19 protein-coding genes and 5 tRNA genes are annotated in these 17977 nt (G+C 73.0%); 11 read left to right on the plus strand and 13 right to left on the minus strand.

All coding sequences use genetic code 11. The features are described from left to right. Positions 1-211 precede the first annotated feature (211 nt). Together cobA and JT723_RS26890 are read left to right on the plus strand one after the other, a co-directional pair. Entirely contained in the window at positions 212-1450 is a 1239-nt protein-coding gene (gene cobA / locus JT723_RS26885; RefSeq protein WP_205047398.1) for a uroporphyrinogen-III C-methyltransferase, read from the plus strand. After that, positions 1443-2255 carry a TrmH family RNA methyltransferase gene (locus JT723_RS26890; RefSeq protein ID WP_205047399.1) on the plus strand — a complete coding sequence of 271 codons (813 nt, stop codon included), beginning with the start codon at positions 1443-1445 and terminating at the stop codon, positions 2253-2255. The genes cobA and JT723_RS26890 overlap by 8 nt, the downstream gene beginning before the upstream one ends. Here JT723_RS26890 and JT723_RS26895 read toward each other — a convergent pair. The 6 genes from JT723_RS26895 to JT723_RS26920 all read right to left on the minus strand — a co-directional run bounded on the left by JT723_RS26895 (position 2252) and on the right by JT723_RS26920 (position 9336). Next, positions 2252-2566, minus strand: coding sequence for a hypothetical protein (locus JT723_RS26895; protein WP_205047400.1), 315 nt, complete (start codon positions 2564-2566; stop codon positions 2252-2254). The genes JT723_RS26890 and JT723_RS26895 overlap by 4 nt on opposite strands. A gap of 16 nt (positions 2567-2582) precedes the next feature. Further along, positions 2583-3224 carry a hypothetical protein gene (locus tag JT723_RS26900; protein WP_205047401.1) on the minus strand — a complete coding sequence of 214 codons (642 nt, stop codon included), beginning with the start codon at positions 3222-3224 and terminating at the stop codon, positions 2583-2585. 2 nt (positions 3225-3226) lie between these two features. Then, positions 3227-4912 carry a hypothetical protein gene (locus tag JT723_RS26905; protein ID WP_205047402.1) on the minus strand — a complete coding sequence of 562 codons (1686 nt, stop codon included), beginning with the start codon at positions 4910-4912 and terminating at the stop codon, positions 3227-3229. A gap of 241 nt (positions 4913-5153) precedes the next feature. Continuing rightward, entirely contained in the window at positions 5154-6290 is a 1137-nt protein-coding gene (locus JT723_RS26910; protein WP_205047403.1) for an acyl-CoA dehydrogenase family protein, read from the minus strand. Continuing rightward, the gene (locus JT723_RS26915; protein ID WP_205047404.1) at positions 6287-7465 is read right to left on the minus strand and encodes an acyl-CoA dehydrogenase family protein; all 1179 of its coding nucleotides are present in this window, start codon (positions 7463-7465) and stop codon (positions 6287-6289) included. Before JT723_RS26915 ends, JT723_RS26910 begins: the two co-directional genes overlap by 4 nt. Positions 7466-8073: 608 nt before the next feature. Continuing rightward, positions 8074-9336, minus strand: coding sequence for a serine/threonine-protein kinase (locus JT723_RS26920; protein WP_205047405.1), 1263 nt, complete (start codon positions 9334-9336; stop codon positions 8074-8076). Positions 9337-9583: 247 nt separating this feature from the next. Between JT723_RS26920 and JT723_RS26925 the strand changes: the two genes are divergently transcribed. The 3 genes from JT723_RS26925 to JT723_RS26935 all read left to right on the plus strand — a co-directional run bounded on the left by JT723_RS26925 (position 9584) and on the right by JT723_RS26935 (position 11548). Next, a complete protein-coding gene (locus JT723_RS26925; RefSeq protein ID WP_205047406.1) occupies positions 9584-9850 on the plus strand; it encodes a DUF8836 family protein in 267 nt (88 codons plus the stop codon). 245 nt (positions 9851-10095) lie between these two features. Next, a complete protein-coding gene (locus JT723_RS26930; protein ID WP_205047505.1) occupies positions 10096-10278 on the plus strand; it encodes a hypothetical protein in 183 nt (60 codons plus the stop codon). A 184-nt stretch (positions 10279-10462) separates the two neighbouring features. Next, entirely contained in the window at positions 10463-11548 is a 1086-nt protein-coding gene (locus JT723_RS26935) for a phosphotransferase family protein (RefSeq protein WP_205047407.1), read from the plus strand. A 26-nt stretch (positions 11549-11574) separates the two neighbouring features. Here JT723_RS26935 and JT723_RS26940 read toward each other — a convergent pair whose 3' ends face one another. Continuing rightward, positions 11575-12804, minus strand: coding sequence for an RNA-guided endonuclease InsQ/TnpB family protein (locus tag JT723_RS26940; RefSeq protein ID WP_240166251.1), 1230 nt, complete (start codon positions 12802-12804; stop codon positions 11575-11577). Between the two features lie 110 nt (positions 12805-12914). Between JT723_RS26940 and JT723_RS26945 the strand changes: the two genes are divergently transcribed. Then, positions 12915-13217 (plus strand): TFIIB-type zinc ribbon-containing protein, encoded by a 303-nt coding sequence (locus JT723_RS26945; protein ID WP_205047408.1) that lies wholly within the window; start codon positions 12915-12917, stop codon positions 13215-13217. Between the two features lie 67 nt (positions 13218-13284). Here JT723_RS26945 and JT723_RS26950 read toward each other — a convergent pair. From JT723_RS26950 to JT723_RS26970, 5 genes are all read right to left on the minus strand, one after another. Next, a tRNA-Val gene (locus JT723_RS26950) sits at positions 13285-13356 on the minus strand. A gap of 28 nt (positions 13357-13384) precedes the next feature. Continuing rightward, a tRNA-Val gene (locus JT723_RS26955) sits at positions 13385-13456 on the minus strand. A gap of 37 nt (positions 13457-13493) precedes the next feature. Next, positions 13494-13565 (minus strand) — tRNA-Val (locus tag JT723_RS26960). Between the two features lies 1 nt (position 13566). Then, a tRNA-Cys gene (locus tag JT723_RS26965) sits at positions 13567-13640 on the minus strand. Positions 13641-13672: 32 nt separating this feature from the next. Further along, positions 13673-13745: transfer RNA gene (locus JT723_RS26970), tRNA-Gly, on the minus strand. 366 nt (positions 13746-14111) lie between these two features. Here JT723_RS26970 and JT723_RS26975 point away from each other — a divergent pair. The 3 genes from JT723_RS26975 to JT723_RS26985 are packed head-to-tail and all read left to right on the plus strand — an operon-like array spanning position 14112 to position 16428. Then, positions 14112-15194, plus strand: coding sequence for a chorismate-binding protein (locus tag JT723_RS26975; protein WP_205047409.1), 1083 nt, complete (start codon positions 14112-14114; stop codon positions 15192-15194). Continuing rightward, the gene (locus tag JT723_RS26980; RefSeq protein ID WP_205047410.1) at positions 15191-16012 is read left to right on the plus strand and encodes an aminotransferase class IV; all 822 of its coding nucleotides are present in this window, start codon (positions 15191-15193) and stop codon (positions 16010-16012) included. Before JT723_RS26975 ends, JT723_RS26980 begins: the two co-directional genes overlap by 4 nt. Before the next feature lie 53 nt (positions 16013-16065). Continuing rightward, complete coding sequence (locus JT723_RS26985; protein WP_205047411.1) at positions 16066-16428, plus strand: GNAT family N-acetyltransferase; 363 nt, start codon at positions 16066-16068, stop codon at positions 16426-16428. Positions 16429-16455: 27 nt separating this feature from the next. Here JT723_RS26985 and JT723_RS26990 read toward each other — a convergent pair whose 3' ends face one another. Next, a complete protein-coding gene (locus JT723_RS26990; protein ID WP_205047413.1) occupies positions 16456-16968 on the minus strand; it encodes a DsbA family protein in 513 nt (170 codons plus the stop codon). A 124-nt stretch (positions 16969-17092) separates the two neighbouring features. Here JT723_RS26990 and JT723_RS26995 point away from each other — a divergent pair, with 124 nt between their 5' ends. Together JT723_RS26995 and JT723_RS27000 are read left to right on the plus strand one after the other, a co-directional pair. Beyond that, positions 17093-17542, plus strand: a complete 450-nt coding sequence (locus JT723_RS26995; RefSeq protein WP_205047414.1) for a hypothetical protein — start codon at positions 17093-17095, stop codon at positions 17540-17542. A gap of 117 nt (positions 17543-17659) precedes the next feature. After that, positions 17660-17944, plus strand: a complete 285-nt coding sequence (locus tag JT723_RS27000; RefSeq protein WP_205047517.1) for a hypothetical protein — start codon at positions 17660-17662, stop codon at positions 17942-17944. The last annotated feature ends 33 nt before the right edge of the window (positions 17945-17977 follow it).

Below are 17977 nucleotides of genomic sequence, written 5' to 3' on the forward strand. Positions count from 1 at the left end.
CCACCGGCCGGAAGGTGCAAGCCCACCGCAAGGGGCTGGACCTGAAGGGGCTGGGGGAACTGCGAGACCGGCCCACCACCGGCCGGAAGGTGCGAGCTCACCGCAAGGGGCAGTCACCCGGGAGCGGGGGAACCCTCGGCGGGGGAGAACTCACCGGGGGAACGTAAGATCAAGGTCGAACAGTGGCGTGAGTGCGAGGGAGCCGAGGCGGATGGACCGGATGGACGACGCCCCGGCGTACCCCGTGGGACTGCGGCTGCGCGGCCGCCGCGTCGTGGTGATCGGCGGCGGCCAGGTGGCGCAGCGCCGCCTCCCGGCGCTGCTGACGGCCGGCGCGGACATCGTCGTGGTGTCGCCGCAGGCGACCGCGTCGGTCGAGGCGATGGCTGCCGCGGGCGAAGTGCGCTGGGAGCGCCGGGCGTACCGCCCGGGCGACCTGGCCGAGGCCTGGTACGCCCTGGTCGCGTCGACCGACCCGGCCGCGAACGCCGCGGCCTCCGCGGAGGCGGAGGAGCGCCGCGTGTGGTGCGTCCGCAGCGACGACGCCGACGCGGCGACCGCGTGGACGCCGGCCACCGGCCGCACGGAAGGCGTCACCGTGGCGGTGCTGACCGGCCGTGACCCGCGCCGCTCGGCGGCGGTGCGGGACGCGGTCGTCGAGGGCCTGCGGGACGGCAGCCTGGTGGCGCCGCGGCACCGCGAGCGGACCGCGGGCGTCGCGCTGGTCGGCGGCGGCCCGGGCGACCCGGACCTGATCACCGTGCGCGGGCGCCGCCTGCTGGCGGAGGCGGACGTGGTGATCGCCGACCGCCTCGGCCCGCGCGACCTGCTGGACGAACTGCCCCCGCACGTCGAGGTGATCGACGCGGCGAAGATCCCGTACGGGCGGGCGATGGCCCAGGAGGCCATCAACGCGGCGCTGATCGAGCACGCCAAGGCCGGCAAGGCCGTGGTGCGGCTCAAGGGCGGTGACCCGTACGTCTTCGGCCGCGGTATGGAGGAGGCGGAGGCGCTGGCGGCTGAGGGCATCGCGGTGACCGTGGTGCCGGGCATCTCCAGTTCGATCAGTGTGCCGGGCGCGGCCGGCATCCCGGTCACGCACCGGGGCGTCGCCCACGAGTTCACCGTGGTGAGCGGGCACGTGGCGCCGGACGACGCGCGTTCGCTGGTGGACTGGGCCGCGCTGGCCCGGATGCGCGGCACCCTCGTGCTGCTGATGGCCGTGGAGCGGATCGGCGCCATCGCCGACACCCTGATCGCGGGCGGCCGCCCGGCCGGCACCCCGGTCGCGGTGGTCCAGGAGGGCACCACGGCGGCCCAGCGCCGGGTGGACGCGACCTTGTCGTCGGTGGCGCGCGTGGTCGCGGAGGAGGGTGTGCGCCCGCCGGCCGTCGTGGTCGTCGGCGACGTGGTGACGGTGGGGCGTACGGCCGGTCCGTCCCGTGGCTGAGCCGGTCGAGGTCGGCGACCCGGACGACCCGCGGCTGCACGACTACACCGCGCTCACCGACGTGGAGCTGCGGCGCCGCCGCGAGCCCGCGGAGGGCCTCTTCATCGCGGAGGGCCAGAAGGTCGTCAGGCGTGCGCTGCGGGCCGGATACGGGATGCGCTCGATGCTGCTCACCGCGAAGTGGGTGGACGCGCTGCGGGACGTGATCGAGGAGGTGCCCGCGCCGGTGTACGTCGTCAGCGACGAACTGGCCGAGCGCGTCACCGGCTACCACGTGCACCGCGGGGCGCTCGCCGCGATGCAGCGCAAGGTGCTGCCGGACGCCGCGGACGTCCTGGCCGGCGCCCGCCGGGTGGTGGTCATGGAGGCGGTCAACGACCACACCAACATCGGGGCGATCTTCCGCAGCGCCGCCGCGCTCGGCATGGACGCGGTCCTGCTGTCGCCGGACTGCGCCGACCCGCTCTACCGGCGCTCGGTGAAGGTCTCGATGGGCGCGGTCTTCTCGGTGCCCTACGCCCGGCTCGACGCCTGGCCGCGGGACCTGTACGGCACGGTCAAGGAGGCAGGTTTCCGGCTGCTGGCACTCACCCCCGCCGCGGAGGCCACCGCCCTGCCGGACCTGGCCGCGCACGAACTCCCGCGGCTGGCACTGCTGCTTGGCGCGGAAGGCCCCGGCCTGAGCCACAAGGCGCTCGCCGCCGCCGACACCCTGGTCCGCATCCCGATGTCGCACGACATCGACTCGCTGAACGTGGGCGCGGCGGCAGCGGTCGCCTTCTACGCGGTCGCCGCGGCGTCCTAGCCCATCCGCCCCGAGAGCAGCCGGCGCTCCAGGTCGGCCTCGCTCTGGGTGACCTCCTTGTCGTGGCCGGCCAGTTCACGGCGCACGTAGGCGGCGAACTCGTTGGCCTGCTTGGTGATGTCGCCGGCCGCGCCGGACAGGTCGCTCGCCCAGGTGCGGGCGGTCGGCCCGCACCACACGTCGCCCTTGCCGCCGGCCATCCGGGTGTCGGCGTCCTTCAACGCGCCGGCCACGTTGGCCAGTTCGCGCTGAACGTCGTTGTTCAGCTGATTGAGGGCCGCCCACATGGGACTTGGCACCTTGTCAGCCATCATGTCCTCCCGTATGTCACTGCGATTGTCCTGGCGTGGTGGGGAAGCCGGTCGGCACCGGCCGCGGCGAGGCCGCCGTCGGCCGGTAGCTGTCCCGGCTGCTCCCGTTGCGGTACGCGGCGAGCAGCTGCGGCTGCGCCTTGCCGAACGTCCGGCATCCGCTGAGCACGTCGAGGTAGCCGGCGCCGGGCTCGCCGCCGGACCGGTCGTGCAGGGTGAGCCGCAGCGTCACCGCACCCTGGTGCGCCGCCCAGCCGTGCAGCGGCTCCCGCTGCGGGTCGGGCATCGACGCCTCGGGGATGTCCACCGGTGTGAAGGTCCAGCCCTGCGGCCCCAGCGCGCCCTGGACCTCGGCGAGCAGCTGGGCCATCGTCACCGAGCCGTCCCGCGGCTGCAGGTAGTCCTCGATGCCGTACCTGACCGCGCCCTTGCCGTCCGGTTCGCTGTCGGCGCACCTGGTGAAGGCGCCCCGCCCGTCGGGTGTGTCGAGCGTGGCGGGCAGCGCGGGGCGCACCGTCCAGTACGTCGTCGCGACCGCGACCCGCAGCTGCTTGGCCTTCGCGGTGCCGTCGGCCGCACTCGACCCGCCGCCGCAGCCCGCCGCCAGCGCGGCGCAGGCGAGCAGCGCGAGCGCCGGCAGCGGCCTGCGGAAGGTCATGGTCAGTGGACTCCCGTCATCGAACCGAGCCGGCCCAGGTCGCGGTTGAGGAAGGCCTTGTCCAGCGCGTTGGCGACCGCCGGGTCCTTCAACCACTGGTTGTACGCCTCCTTCTGGCCTGCGGTGGCGTTCTCGACCAGGTGCCCGTCGTCGGTCAGGAAGGGCTTGCCGCCGGAGTAGATCTGGGCGTACTGCTGCGGATTGCCCAGGTTGTGGTTCTTCATGTAGCTCTGGTGTGCCGCCTCGCTCCAGTCGTCCCGCCAGGTCGCGGTCGAGGGCGGGTCGCCCATCTGGTCGGCGCTGATCTTCACGATGTGGGTGCTGAAGAGGTTCAGCACGTCCTTGATGGCCGCCTTGGAGACCGTCTTGACGACCGCGCCCGGGTCGAAGGCGATGTCGACACCGGTGCCCAACACCGTGCTGAGCTGCGAGGCGACGGTGCTCTGCCAGGTGTTGGCCTCCTTGCTGCCCTTGTCCTTCATCTCCTGGTAGACCTTGGTCGCCTCGAAGCCGAAGGTGCCCTCGATCAGGCCCGCCGCGTTCTGCATCGCCGGGTTGTCCGGGTCGCTGTCGGCGACGCTGTTGGCCATGTCCTTGCTGAACGCCAGGAGTTCGGCCGTCGCGTTGGGATTCTGCATCGACTCGTGGATGAAGCCCTCCCATGCGGAGTTGGGCACCGACACGTGCCCGGGACCGAGGTCGACGGGGAAGGGGTCGGTCAGCGACGCCTTCACGTCGTCCCCGTAGAAGACGATGACGTCGGCGAAGACCTGCTGCATCTCCGGGTGGGTGTGGTTGTCGTGGCTGGAGTAGTACGTCACCAGCTTCGTGGTGTTGTCCGCGGCGAGTTTCGGGTCGGCGCCCGGGCCGCCGATCATGCCCGCCTCCAGGACCGCGGCGAAGTCCTTCACGTACGGGTTCACCAGGCCGCCGGTGTGCTCGGAGTTCGCCTTCATGAACTCCGGCAGGTACTCGATGTTGTCGTGCACGAACTGCGTGGCGGCCTTCGGGTCGGCGGCGAGCGCCTTCCACACCTCGTCGGAGTACATCGTGTTGCCCGGCGCGAGGCACTGGTCGGCCAGGTTGGTCAGCACGTCGGCGGGGAAGACCGCCTTGTTCACCAGCCCGGAGAGCAGCGACAGCGGCTCGTTGCCGTCCCTGTCCTTGAAGTCGACGCCCGCGCGCATCGCGTTGGCGACGAAGTTGGCGAGCGCCGCACGGCCGAGATCCGGGTGGTCGAAATCCAGTGCCGCGGAATTGTGCAGCAACTCCGTCAGCTGGTACTGCCCGAGTTCGGTCGCCGACGCTTTCGCGTAGTCCGGGTCGTACTGGTTGGCCTGGATCAGCTTGAGATAGTCCTGCAGGCTGATCTTGCCGTCCTTGAACTTCTTCGCGTCGTCCTGCCCGGCCTTGGCCGCCGCCTCGGACGTCGGGAAATTCCCCAGGTCGTTCGCACCCGCACCGACCATGCCGCTGCCCTGGCCGAAGTCGCCCTGCTCCTTGGCCTCGTTGGCGGCCAGGCTCTGCCGGCGCCGCAGCATCGGCAACTGGCCCTGCGCCCACGAGAAGTGCCGGTTGATGGTGCTCAGCCTGCTGGTGTCGAGGCCGATCCTGTTGGCCTGCCCCATCCACCCGTTGACCTGCGGTGCCGCGCTCCCGTTTCCGTCGTAACCGGTTTTGTTCTTCATCGAGTTGATTAGGTCCCAGAGCTTTTGCGGATCTATGCCGCTGAAGTCTCCGCCCCCGTCTGGTCTTCCCACATCAATCCCTCAGTTGTCGGCAGGCCGATTCCGGCCATCGTCTGTGGAGATGGCGAACATCCTCCCAAGGCGGGGCCGACGGCGTCCACCGTTCGGACGCCGTTGGGACCGCCTTGGGACACGGTCGGGACCTGCGGGAAACGACCCGCCGACACTCAACTGCCGCTCCTCACCCCGCGGCAGGCAGCCCCACGAGCCCGGCGAGCGCCGCACGGTGCCGCCCCGCGGTGCCCAGCGCGATCTCGTCGGCCTTGGCCCGCTTGAGATACAGGTGCAGCGGATGCTCCCACGTCATGCCGATACCGCCGTGCAGCTGCACCGCCTCCTCGGCGGCCCGCACCGCGACGGGGGAGACGTACGCCTGCGCCACGGCCACCGCCAGCGCCGCCTCCGCCGGGTCGTACGGCGACGCGGCCAGCACACCGGCCGCGTTGCGCGCCGCCGCCCTCGCCGAGACCACGTCGAGCCACACATCCGCCAACCGGTGCTTGAGGGCCTGGAAGGACCCCACCACCCGGCCGAACTGCCGCCGCTCGCCCAGGTATTCGACCGTCCCGTCCAGGCACCACTGCGCCACGCCCACCTGCTCCGAGGCCAGCAGCCCCGCACCGGTCAGCAGCGCCCGCTCCAGGGCGGCCGCCGCCGCGTCCCCGCCGGCCAGCAGCCGCCCCCGCGCCCCGTCCAACCGCAGATCGGCCAGCGGGCGCGTCAGGTCGAAGGACACAGGCCGGCCCACCACCGCCTCCGCCGCCGCCACCTCGTACAGACCGGGACCCTGCGGGCCGAGCGCGGGCACCACCAGCACCCCGGCGGTCAGCGCGTCCGCCACGCTGGTCACCGCGCCCGTCAGTCGCCCGCCGGCGTCCGCACGTACAGCCGACGGGAAAGTGCCCCCGGGCGCCGCCGACAGCGGGACCGCGAGCGCCGCCGTCACCTCGCCCGCCGCGAGCCGGCCGAGCAGGGCGGCCGTCGCCGCCTCCGCGGTGCCACAGCCCAGCAGCGCCGTGGTCGCCAGCACCGCACTGCCCAGGAAGGGCACGGGGGCCACCGCGCCGCCCAGCTCCTCCAGCACCACGGCCGCCTCCCGGGCCGACGCGCCCTGGCCGCCCAGCTTCTCCGGCACCAGCAGCCCGGCAAGGCCCAGCTCCCCGGCCAGCACCCGCCACAGTGCCGGGTCGTACGGCTCGGCCGTCTCGATACGGCCCAGCACCGCGGCGGGGCCGCACCGGTCGGCCAGCACCGCGCGGACCGCGGCGCGCAGGTCGTCCTCGACGTCGGAGTAGAGGAGATCGGGAACAGTGCTCATCGGGGGAGGTCCTTCCAGGCGGCGTCCTTGTCGTTCCGCGGTTCCGCGGGCAGCCCGAGCACCCGTTCCGCCACGATGTTGCGCAGGATCTCGGACGTACCGCCCTCGATCGAGTTGCCCTTCGCCCGTAGATAGCGGTAGCCGGCGTCGCGCCCGTAGAAGTCCACACTGCGCGGGCGGACCATCGTCCAGTCCCCGTACCGCAGCCCCTGCTCGCCGAGCAGCTCCAGCTCCAGGCCGCTGAGCTGCTGGTTGAGCCGGGCCAGCGACAGCTTCAGACCCGAGCCCTCGGGACCCGGCGTGCCCGCGGCCATCTGCTGGCGGACCCGCTCCGCCGTCAGCCGCGCCACCTCGGAGTCCACCCACAGCCGCAGCAGCCGGTCGTGCAGCTCCGGCGTCCGCAGCTCGGGCCGCTCCCGCCAGGTCGCGGCGACCGGCCCGACCATGCCGCTCTCCCGCGGTACGGACGCGCCGCCGCCGATCGCGACCCGCTCGTTCATCAGCGTCGCCTGCGCCACCCGCCAGCCGTCGCCCACCTCGCCCAGCCGGTGCGCGTCCGGAATCCTGACCCCGGTCAGGAACACCTCGTTGAACTCCGCCTCACCGGTGATCTGCCGCAGCGGCCGCACCTCGACACCGGGGTCGGTCATGTCGCACACGAAGTAGGTGATCCCGCGGTGTTTGGGCACGTCGGGGTCGGTGCGGGCGATCAGGATCGCCCAGCGGGCGGTGTGCGCGCTCGACGTCCACACCTTCTGGCCGTCCACGACCCACTCGTCCCCGTCGCGCACCGCCCGGGTGCGCAGCCCCGCCAGGTCCGAGCCGGCACCCGGCTCGCTGAAGAGCTGGCACCACACCTCCTCGCCGGTCCACAGCGGCCGCAGGAAGCGGGCCTTCTGCTCGGGGGTGCCGTACGCCAGGATCGTCGGCGCCGCCATCCCGAGGCCGATGCCGATGCGGCGGGGGTCGTTGCCGGGCGCCCCCGCCGCGGCCAGCTCCGCGTCCACGGCCGCCTGCTCGGATCTGGGGGCGCCCAGCCCGCCGAGCCCTACGGGGTAGTGCACCCACGCCAGGCCCGCGTCGAAGCGCGCCCGCAGAAACTCTCCCGGCTCCGTGGTCGCCGGGTCCCACCCGGCCAGCAGCTCCCGGACGGCCGCCCGCACCCGCTCCTCCATACCCGCACCTTCCGTCGCCCCTAAGCAAGCGCTTGTTAACCTACCTCGCCACCCCCGGGGGTGACCATCCCCCCGGGGCGCGTCGCGCCACGCCCTGCCCCTTGCGGCGGGCGGTCGGCTTGCCCCCGGCGGTGGGTTGGTCTCGCAGTTCCCCGAGCCCCTGGGCGGGTGCCACTTGCTGTGGCGTTGCTTCCTTCCCGCTCCTCGGGCTGGGCGCGCAGTTCCCCGCGCCCCTGAAAAACGCTCACCCTCCTCCGCAAAGGGCGCCGCCTGAAAGCGCCACCCCTGCGAGAGAGGGCAACCCTCAGGGGTGCGGGGAACTGCGCGCCCAGCCACCCGCGTACCGGAAGAAGGCAACGCCACAGCAGGTGGCACCCACCCCAGGGGCGCGGGGAACTGCGTGACCAATCACCCACCCACCGAAAGGTGCGAGCCCACCCCAAGTGGCACCCATCTGGGGGCGCGGGGAACTGCGCGACCGGCCACAGCGCACCGGAAGAGGGCAACGCCACAGAAGGTGGCACCCGCCTGGGCGCGGGGTACCGCGCGACCGGCCCACCGCCGGGGAAAGGCGACCGCCCGCCGCAAGGGGCACCGCCGGGGAGGGGTCAGGGCGCTGGGGCGCCCGGGGGGATGTGGAGGGGGGCAACCACCGGCGCGTCGGGGGCGCCCGTGCCCCGGGAGAACCGGTGACACCCCTGCACGGCCGCGATACAGATCGCCGCCAGCAACGTCACGATGACGAACACCGCCACCCGCTGCCGCAGCAACCGCCGCCGCCCCGGGGCGGCAGGAGCGGGCCGCCGGCCCCCTCCGGTCCGCACCGCGGGCGTACGGACCGCCGGCGTGCGCGCCGCCGGCACCGCAGGCCCGCGCCCGGCCGTACCCCGTGGGGAAGTCGACGCCGAGTGCCCTGCACCCGACTCGGAGCCCTGCGGGCTCCGCCGCGTCGGCTGCTCCGCATATTCGGCGGCCCGTCGCCCGACGGGCCGCTCCGGCCGCGGCCCGGCCGCCTTGGGCAGCCCGTCCCGCCGCGGCACCCCGATGCCGCGCGCTTCGCGCGCGGCGATCTCGGCGAGCCGCTCGGACAGCTGCACCGTGCTGGGCCGCTCCTCGGGGTCCTTGGCGAGGCACGCGTACACCAGCGGCGCCAGCGCGTCGGGCACCCCGCCGAGGTCGGGCTCCTCGTGCACCACCCGGTAGAGCATGACCTCGGAACTGCCCTGCCCGAAGGGGGAGTCCGCGGTCGCCGCGTACGCCAGCGTGGCGCCGAAGGCGAAGACGTCGGTGGCGGGCGTGACCGCCGCACCGCGGACCTGCTCTGGCGCGAGGAAGCCGGGCGACCCGACGGCCGTGCCCACGTGTGTGAGCGTGCTGGCCCCGGTGGCCCAGGCGATGCCGAAGTCGATGATCCGCGGCCCCTTGGGCGACAGCAGGATGTTCGACGGCTTGAGGTCGCGGTGGACGACCCCGGCCTCGTGCACCGCGACCAGGCCCTCGGCGAGCGCGGCGCCGATCGAGGCGGCCTCGGCGGCGGCGAGCACACCGTGCTCGGCGACCTTGTCGTGCAGCGACGGGCCGGGGACGTACTGCGTGGCGAACCAGGGGCGCTCGGCCTCCAGGTCGGCGGCGACCAGCCGGGCGGTGCAGCCGCCGCGGATGCGGCGGGCCGCGGAGACCTCGCGGGCGAACCGCGACCTGAACTCCTGGTCCTCGGCCAGCTCGGGCCTGATCACCTTGAGCGCGACGCGCTGCCCGCGCTTGTCCGCGCCGAGGTAGACCACGCCCATGCCGCCCGCGCCCAGCCGCCGGTGCAGCCGGAACGCGCCGACGACCCGCGGATCCTCGCGCCGGAGCCGCATCATCGCCATGTCCGTTCCCCTACCTCCGGTGGGCGAGTACCCCACTGCTGCTTCCGGTGCCTGCACCGACGGCCGGGTCGGCCGCCCACAGCTTACGGACTCAAGTCCCGCTGCGCGGTGAAGGCCCGCAGGCGGCGGGCCGTGAATTGTCAGTGCCCGGTGGGATCCTGGACATGTGGCGAGGGGTCCGTCCGACGGGCCGTCACTACCGCGCCCCGATCCGCCAACGGTCCGTCTGCCAAAGGGGAATGACGCCGTGAAAGGTGATCGAGTGGAAATAGTCGTCGACGCGGGGGACACCACCCGCACCTATGAGGTGATCGCCACCCGGGCCGGCCGCCGGGTCGAGACGGCCGTGCGCCGGGGGGTGGTGGAAGTGAGTGAAGTCACCCGCAGCGGCACCGTCGTGCGCACCGCCCGCTTCATGGCCACCCGGGTGCTCGCCCTGGTCGAGCAGCCCGTCCCGCGGGACGACGAGCAGGCCGGACGGCCCCCCGCGTCCCAGGCGGCATCTCAGGGATGACCCTGGCGCCCCGGGCGGCGGCGTCCACCCAGGGGAGTATCCGGAAGGGCTCCTGTCATCCCCCGGGAGGCCTGCAAAGGGGTACCAGGGCCTGACGACCGGGGGCGGCGGCCCACCTAGTGTTGAGATCAAGCGGCGGGCGGAGCACTCGTCCCCCGAGGTCAAGCGCCCGCCGCTGCCAAAACTGCACATTGCGACCGACCACACAGCAGACCTCAGGACCTCAGGGAGAGGCAATGGCGAGCATGGCGGACACGGTGACCCGCACCGTACGAGCCGTGCGCGGCGGGCGGCGGACCAGCACCCGGCATCCGCTGGTGGCGGCGGCCATGGTGCTGCCGCTGGCCGCACTGCTCGCCTACGCCTTCGGAGGGGTGGATGCGGTGGTCACACAAGCGTCGTCCGTGGCCGGCCTGATGGGGCGCTGAGAAGCGCGCCAGGCCTGGAAGAGCGGTCCGGGCCAGGGACTCACCGGTAGAACCCCGTGGGGACGGGGGTACGGCGGACGACTGCGTTTGCCCGGGTGTCATCCGATACCCGGGCATTGCGCTGTCCGGACCCCGTACGCCCGCTGGAAGAGCCGGGCAGCCGCGGGGATGCTTCACTGGCCTGATGACGACCACGGGGGAGCAGACCGGCACCCAGGCGGGCGGCGCGCTGCGTGCCGTCCCGCAGACCGCACGGCGTACGGCACGGCCGCCCGCCGACGACGCCCTGGTCACCGCACTGGCCACGGCAGCCGCCGCGGCGGCCCGGCGCAGCCTGGGCGGCGACCGGCAGGAGCGGGTGGCCGACCCGGCGGCACCCACCGTGCCCGCGGCCACCACCGTTCTGGCCGACCGGCCCGACGGCACCGTCGTACGGGTCGGCGCCGTCGTCGCCAAGGCCCACGCGCCCGGCACCGACGCCGCCGCCCTCGCGGTACGGATCGCGGTCGCCGCACACCCGCTCCTGCGCGGCATCCTGCTGGCCCCGCTGCCCGCCGCGGCCGGCCATGCCGACACCTCGGCCGTACCGGGCCGCCCGGTCACCGCCTGGCCCTACGGCGTCCCCGTCGACCGCCACGACCCCGCCGCCGCGCCCTGGGCCGAGGCGGCCGTCCTGCTCGCCCGGCTGCACACCGTGCCGCAGGGCGCGCTGCCTGGCCCGCTGCCGCCGATGCGCGGCCCCGCCAAGGCCGCACTGGCCGTCGCCCGGCTGCGCGGCGTCGCCGACTCGGCCGCTGCCCGCACCGTCCGCAGGGCGTGGCGCCGGCTGCCCGCCTGGGCCAGGGACGAGGCGCCCTATCCCGGCCCCGCCCCGGCCGCGCTCTGCCACGGCGACCTCCACCTGGGCCAGCTGGTCCGGCACCCAGCACGCGACGGCGACTGGCTGCTGATCGACGTGGACGACCTCGGCACCGGCCCCGCCGCCTGGGACCTGGCACGCCCCGCCATGTGGTTCGCGGCGGGCCTGCTCGCCCCCGAGGCCTGGGCGCGCTTCCTCGCCGCCTACCGCGCCGCCGGCGGCCCCGCCGTCCCGGAGACCGGCGACCCCTGGGCCCAACTCGACGTCCCCGCCCGCGCCCTGGCCGTCCAGACCGCCGCGATCGGCGTGGCGAAGGCGGCCAGGGACGGCCGCGACCTGGACGAGGCGGAGTCCGAACTCGTGGCCACCTGTGCCCGTATCGCCCAACTAGAGCCAACCTCTAGGCGCTGAAGACCCGGGCTTGTGCATTCGGCTCCTCAGGCTTTGTCGCGCTCCCGACTGCCCCCTACGACGGGGCGGTCACGGGTCGCATCCACCGTTTGCGGGCTCAGCCCTCTTGCGGTGCGGGTCCGTTGGCGAGAACCCACGCCGAGCGTGCACGGTTGCGCACGTTGACCCCGGCGACGAAGTCGGCAGGACCAGCGAGCCCGCACCGACGACAGCAGAAGGTGTCCCGGTCGGGACGGTTGTTCCTCCCAGATGTGCCCGCACCGTGGGCACATCTGGGAGGTGTACGCCGCATCCACCTTGATCACCGGGACTCCGGCACGCTCGGCCTTGTACGTGATGTACCGGTCGAGCTGGAAGGGCCACGAGGACAGTGCAGCCCGCTGGTCGCGGCAAGGCCGTACCCGGTCCCGGATACCCCGGAGCTCCTCCAGGGCGATCCCTCGACCGGTGCGTTTCGCGACGGCTACACAGTCTTTACTGATCTTGTGATTGATGTGCGCGGCATGCCGCGCCTCCCGTTTCGCCCTCCGCTTCAACCGTCGGGTCGCACTTTGTGTCCGTTTCGCCTGAAGTTCAGCCTTCTTGTGCGCCTGCCACCGGCGGTAGCGGGCCAGTCTGCGGCCTGAGTAATTGTGGCCGTCCGACGTCGTGGCCAGGTTGACGATGCCTCGGTCTACTCCGATCCAGTCCACCGGATCAGCGTTCAGCGGCTCGGCCGGGACCTCGCACACGGCAGCCAGGAACCATTTCCCGGCTCGGAACACAAGATCACTTTCACCGCTCCGGAACTTGGCCAGGGTGCTCAGTTGCTCGGTCGCTCCGGTGAACCGCACATGCTTCAACCGACCCGCGACCGTCCAGATGCTCACCGTTCCCGCGCTGTGCTGCCACGACAGAATCCGGTCGTCGAACGGTTGCGCTGCATGCCTCCGAAACGCGATCGGCTTGCCTGCCGCCCTTTGCCTGCGTGACGACCCCGGAGCGCCCAGCAGACCGGCGGCGACACTGCCCCGCAGCGTCGCGTAGGCGTCCACGACCTTCTTCACCGTCCGCACGGCCGCCTGTGCTCCCAGGCCGAACTCGCCCCTCAACCGGCCGTAGACGACCTTCTGTAGATCGTTGCGGGACGTCACGCCCCCGTTGAAGGCGACCTCAGAGACTGCGTTCGCCGCCTGGTTCACCGTGCGCAGGGTCGCCGCCAAAGCCACCGCCTCATCCGGCGACGGCAGCAACCTCACCTGCACCACGACCTTCATGCCCACAACGTAGACGCAACCACTGACAAAGCGCCCTCACCTGCGAACGATCCGGCTTCTCTGCGGGAGGTACGGTGAACTCCTCTGCCAACGCGAGGAGATGAGGCGAGATGGTCTGCCCCAAGTGTCACGGCCACATGCAGACGTACAACCGCAGTGGTGTCCAGATCGAGCAGTGCGGCAACTGCCGCGGCATCTTCCTCGACTACGGCGAGCTTGAGGCGCTGACCCAGCTCGAAGGGCAGTGGAACCAGCCGGCACCGCCGCCGCAGGCCTATCCCGCGCCGCACGTCCAGCCCGGCTACCCGCAGCCGCCGGCGCCCGCCTGGGGTGCCCCCCAGTACGGACACGGCCACGGGCACGGCCACAAGCACCACAAGCACGGCTTCGGGCACATGCTCTTCTCGTCCTGACGCGGCGGCCGGCAACGGCCGAGGGCCGGAAGCGGATGCTTCCGGCCCTCGGGTCGTGTGCTGTGCGTGGACGATACTGGGATTGAACCAGTGACCTCTTCCGTGTCAGGGAAGCGCTCTCCCGCTGAGCTAATCGTCCTCGTGCGGCGCCGTGCGCCGGTGGTGCGTGCGCGATACTGGGATTGAACCAGTGACCTCTTCCGTGTCAGGGAAGCGCTCTCCCGCTGAGCTAATCGCGCGGGTGTCCTGCTCGGACGCGGACCCGGTGGGGTCCAGTGGACGATACTGGGATTGAACCAGTGACCTCTTCCGTGTCAGGGAAGCGCTCTCCCGCTGAGCTAATCGTCCTTGGAGGTGGAGACGGGATTTGAACCCGTGTAGACGGCTTTGCAGGCCGTTGCCTCGCCTCTCGGCCACTCCACCAACACAGCGGGGGAGGATGATCCCCCACATCGAGCGGACGACGAGATTCGAACTCGCGACCCTCACCTTGGCAAGGTGATGCTCTACCAACTGAGCCACGTCCGCACGTCCCCCGGCTCGAACTCCCGGGGCGACGGGTTGAACTCTAGCGGATTCCCGGGCCAGCTCAAAAACCGGTTTCCGCAGCGTGCCGGGCCAATGACGGGGAGTTGGCGTGCCGGGTGCCGGCGCACCCCCGTGACCTGGCCCGCCTAGGCCGTGTTTTGGAAGTAGCGCCGTCCGCCCACAGGGCGGGCCCCGCGGCGTCTGGTGCGTGCGATCGCAAGGCGGAGGGTCGTCCTCGTAGTGGGCCTACTCGGACGACTCCGACAACGCAGCGAGTGTGCGTGCCAGGCGTCGCGGGGCAGGCGGGACTTCCACAACACGGCCTAGACTCGGCATCCGCCCGCTCCAGTCCTCCAGGGAAACACCGTGCGCGATCTCGCCCCCATGGCCCGTTTCGGCGGTCTTGTCGCCTCCGACCTGCGGGATGTCACCGCGGACCCGGCCGCGCTCGATTCCGCGGGCTTCTGGGCGGTCGCGGTGGACTTCGAGGGCCGCACCGTCTGCGCCCGCTTCGGCGACGTACGCCCCGACCCGCACGACCCGGCCGCCACCGGTGCGCGCGCGGCCCGCTGGCACGGCCCGGACCGTACGGCCTGGACCAGCTCGATGGACCGGCAGGCCTACGAGGACGGCGTCCGTACGATCAGGGAGCGCATCGCGGCCGGCGACGTCTACCAGGTCAACCTCTGCCGGGTGCTCGGCGCACCGCTGCCCGCAGGCCCGCACCAGGGCCGCGGCCCCGACATCGACGCGCTCGGCGCGGTCCTCGCCCTCGGCAATCCCGCGCCCTACGCAGGAACGATCCGCCTTCCCGGCCACGGCGTCGAGATCGCCACCGCCTCGCCCGAACTCTTCCTCAGCCGCGACGGCCGCACCGTCGAGTCCCGCCCCATCAAGGGCACCGCACGCACGGCCGACAGCTTCCTGCCCAAGGACGACGCCGAGAACATCATGATCGTCGACCTGGTGCGCAACGACCTCGGCCGGGTCTGCACCAGCGGCTCGGTCACGGTGCCGGCACTGTGCGCGGTCGAACCGCACCCCGGCCTGGTCCACCTGGTCTCCACCGTCCGCGGGGAGCTGCGCACCGGCGCCGGCTGGCCGGAGCTGCTCGCCGCGACCTTCCCGCCCGGCTCGGTCACCGGCGCACCCAAGTCCAGCGCCCTGCGCATCATCGGCGAACTGGAGACCGCGCCCCGCGGCCCGTACTGCGGAGGCATCGGCTGGGTCGACGCCGACCGCGGCACCGGCGCACTGGCCGTCGGCATCCGCACCTTCTGGATCGACCGCGGCACCGCGGGACACCCCGAACTGCGGTTCGGCACCGGCGCCGGCATCACCTGGGGATCCGACCCGGCGGGTGAATGGGCGGAGACGGAGCTCAAGGCCGAGCGGCTGCTGGCGGTAGCGTCGGAAGTACACGAGGCAAGGGGAAGGACACTGCGGTGAAGATCTGGGTGGACGGCGGACTGCGGGACACCGCGGACGCCACCGTGTCGGTGCTGGACCACGGGCTGACCGTCGGCGACGGCGTCTTCGAGACGCTGAAGGCCACGCAAGGGCAGGCCTTCGCCCTGACCCGGCACCTCAGGCGGCTGGCCCGCTCCGCCCGCGGGCTCGGCCTGCCCGAGCCCGACCAGGACGAGGTCGCGCGCGCCTGCCAGGCCGTGCTCGACGCCAACCCCATGCCGCACGGCCGGCTCCGCATCACCTACACCGGCGGCATCTCCCCGCTCGGCTCCGACCGCGGCGAGGCCGGCGCCACGCTGGTCGTCGCGCTCGGCACCGCCACCCCGCCCCCCGGCCCCAGCGCCGTCGTCACCGTGCCCTGGACCCGCAACGAGCGCGGCGCCCTGTCCGGCCTGAAGACCACCTCCTACGGCGAGAACGTCGTGGCACTGGCCCGCGCCCGCGAACAGGGCGCCACCGAGGCGATCTTCGCCAACACCACGGGACGCCTGTGCGAGGGCACCGGCTCCAACGTCTTCGTCGTCCTGGACGGCCGGCTGCTCACCCCGCCGCTGTCCTCGGGCTGCCTGGCAGGCATCACCCGCGAACTGGTCGTGGAATGGGCCGGGGCCGAGGAGGAGGACCTGCCCTACGAGGCGCTGTACGAGGCCGAGGAGGTCTTCGTCACCTCCTCGCTGCGGGACGTACAGGCCGTCGACCGCGTGGACGACCGCGAGCTGCCCGGCGCCCCCGGGCCGGTCACCGCCAAGGCCATGGAGATCTTCGCCGAGCGCGCCGCCGCCGATCCGAACCCGTAGCCGTACGGCCACGGGACCGTACACTCGACGGCACTGCGGAGGGGGTGCGACCGGTGACGACAACCCTGAGACCGGCGGGACCCGAACGCCGCGAGCCCGGCGGTGCCCGGACCCGGGACTACACGGTCTGCGTCAACGGACGCCCTGTCGGCAGCGTACGCATCGGCGCCGCGGCCGACCGCGGCCCCGGCCGGATCGACGCGCTCGCCGTCGACGAGCAGGACCGGCGGCGCGGCCGCGGCACCGTCGCCGCGCTCGCCGCCGAGGAAGTGCTGCGGCAGTGGGGCTGCACCCGGGTGCTGGTGTCGGTGCCCGACGAGGCCGAGTACGCGCTGCGGATGGCGGCCGCGCTCGGCTACACCGAGACCGCCCCGGCCGCGGACGGGGTCCACCACTTCGAGAAGCCCCTCGCCTGAGGGGGTGCCACATGCTGTGGCACCCCCTCAGGCGAGGAGTTCGTCTGTCAGGGACTCGATCCTGGCGCGCAGGCCGGCTTGGGACTGGCCGCCGTCGAGGCGGTGGCCGGCGATGACGTACGTGGGGGTGCCGGTCACCCCGATGGCCTTGCCTTCGGCAAGGTCCGCGTCGACGACGAGAAGGTGCCGCCCGTCGATGAGGGCGGTGTCGAACTCCTCCGCGTCGAGCCCGAGTTCGCGGGCGATCTCGACGAGCAGCGGCTCACCCGCGGCGCCCAGCTCCTCCGCGCGGGCGAGAACGGCCTCCGCGTACTCCCAGCCGCGGCCCTGCGCGTACGCCTCCTCGTAGGCCTGCGCCGCCGCGAGGGCGTGCGCGTGCTTGGGGAGCGGGAAGTGCCGCAGCTGGATGTCGAGGGCCTCGCCGTACCGCTCGCGAAGCGCCCGCAGGTCGCCGAGGGCGGTACGGCAGTCGGGGCACTGCAGCTCGCACCAGACGTCGAGGACGGCGCGCGGGCCGGCCGGGGGAGGGGGAAGATCCATGCGGCCAGTCTCCCACTCGGGGAGGAGGCACCCCCGATATCCCCCTGAACCTGGGCGCAGGACGTGGCCCGGAGGGCCGCCTCGGGGGCACGATGGAGGCAGGCCGACCGACGGGAGCCGCAGGATGCTGACCACGACGCTATGTGCCGCGCTGTCCGCGGGCGGCCTGGCCATCGCGATGCTGACCGCCTACCGGCGGCGCTTCCTGGCGGCCACCAGGATCGCCGCGGTGTCCCTGGTGCCGGTCGGGCTGGCGATGGCCGGCCTGGTCACGCTGGGCAGGAAGGTGGGCACCGCCACCGGGCACTGGGCGGCCGACCTGGTGTTCAAGCCGACCGTGTGGATGGGCTTCGGCGTGCTGGCCGTCGCCGCGATGCTCTACGGGATCACCCGGCTGATCTCGGCCCGGCTGCCGGAGGGCGGGGGCCGCGCACCGGCGGCGGTGCCGGGCGCGTCCAGTCCGGCGATACCGTCGGGGCGCCCGGCGGCGGCAGGCCGCCGCAGGGGCGGTTCCGACAGCGGCCTGTCGGACTTCGCGGACGTCGAGGAGATCCTCAAGCGCCGCGGCATCTGACCCGCCCCGCCCACCCGCTGTCCACGGACCGGACGCCTGCTGCCCGCATGGTGGAAGATCCCTTGGGAGTCCGCGTGTTGGGCCACGGGCGCTCCCGCGCTGCGCGAAGATCATCGTGTGCTGTCCACCACCGGCGACCGCGTCGCCGCTGAGCGGCGAGACCGTGCCGTCCCGACCGCCTCCGACGTCCTTCCCGCTCCCCGCACCGCACCCGGCGCCGCAGGGCCGCTGGAGCCGCAGGAGCCGCCGGAAGGGCTTCGCCCCCCTGCCGTGGCCGCAGCGCCCGCCGACGAGCCGCAGGGCTGCCTCTACGCCCTCTCGCAGCCGCCGCTGATGCTCTTCCTGCTGGTGATCGGCGGCCTGCTCGGCCTCGGCGCCGCGTACGACCTGATCTTCCTCTGACCCGGCCGCCCGGTCACACGAGGCCTCAGGCGT

Source organism: Actinacidiphila bryophytorum, from assembly GCF_016916835.1.
GTDB lineage: Bacteria > Actinomycetota > Actinomycetes > Streptomycetales > Streptomycetaceae > Actinacidiphila > Actinacidiphila bryophytorum.

Coding starts and splice junctions, on each gene's coding strand:
- JT723_RS26905 (WP_205047402.1), bottom strand. CDS start 4,912: ATGAAGAACAAAACCGGTTACGACGGAAACGGGAGCGCGGCACCGCAG.
- JT723_RS26920 (WP_205047405.1), bottom strand. CDS start 9,336: ATGGCGATGATGCGGCTCCGGCGCGAGGATCCGCGGGTCGTCGGCGCG.
- JT723_RS26990 (WP_205047413.1), bottom strand. CDS start 16,968: ATGGATCTTCCCCCTCCCCCGGCCGGCCCGCGCGCCGTCCTCGACGTC.
- JT723_RS26910 (WP_205047403.1), bottom strand. CDS start 6,290: ATGAGCACTGTTCCCGATCTCCTCTACTCCGACGTCGAGGACGACCTG.
- JT723_RS26895 (WP_205047400.1), bottom strand. CDS start 2,566: ATGGCTGACAAGGTGCCAAGTCCCATGTGGGCGGCCCTCAATCAGCTG.
- JT723_RS26940 (WP_240166251.1), bottom strand. CDS start 12,804: ATGAAGGTCGTGGTGCAGGTGAGGTTGCTGCCGTCGCCGGATGAGGCG.
- cobA (WP_205047398.1), top strand. CDS start 212: ATGGACCGGATGGACGACGCCCCGGCGTACCCCGTGGGACTGCGGCTG.
- JT723_RS26915 (WP_205047404.1), bottom strand. CDS start 7,465: ATGGAGGAGCGGGTGCGGGCGGCCGTCCGGGAGCTGCTGGCCGGGTGG.
- JT723_RS26900 (WP_205047401.1), bottom strand. CDS start 3,224: ATGACCTTCCGCAGGCCGCTGCCGGCGCTCGCGCTGCTCGCCTGCGCC.
- JT723_RS26995 (WP_205047414.1), top strand. CDS start 17,093: ATGCTGACCACGACGCTATGTGCCGCGCTGTCCGCGGGCGGCCTGGCC.
- JT723_RS26945 (WP_205047408.1), top strand. CDS start 12,915: ATGGTCTGCCCCAAGTGTCACGGCCACATGCAGACGTACAACCGCAGT.
- JT723_RS26930 (WP_205047505.1), top strand. CDS start 10,096: ATGGCGGACACGGTGACCCGCACCGTACGAGCCGTGCGCGGCGGGCGG.
- JT723_RS26935 (WP_205047407.1), top strand. CDS start 10,463: ATGACGACCACGGGGGAGCAGACCGGCACCCAGGCGGGCGGCGCGCTG.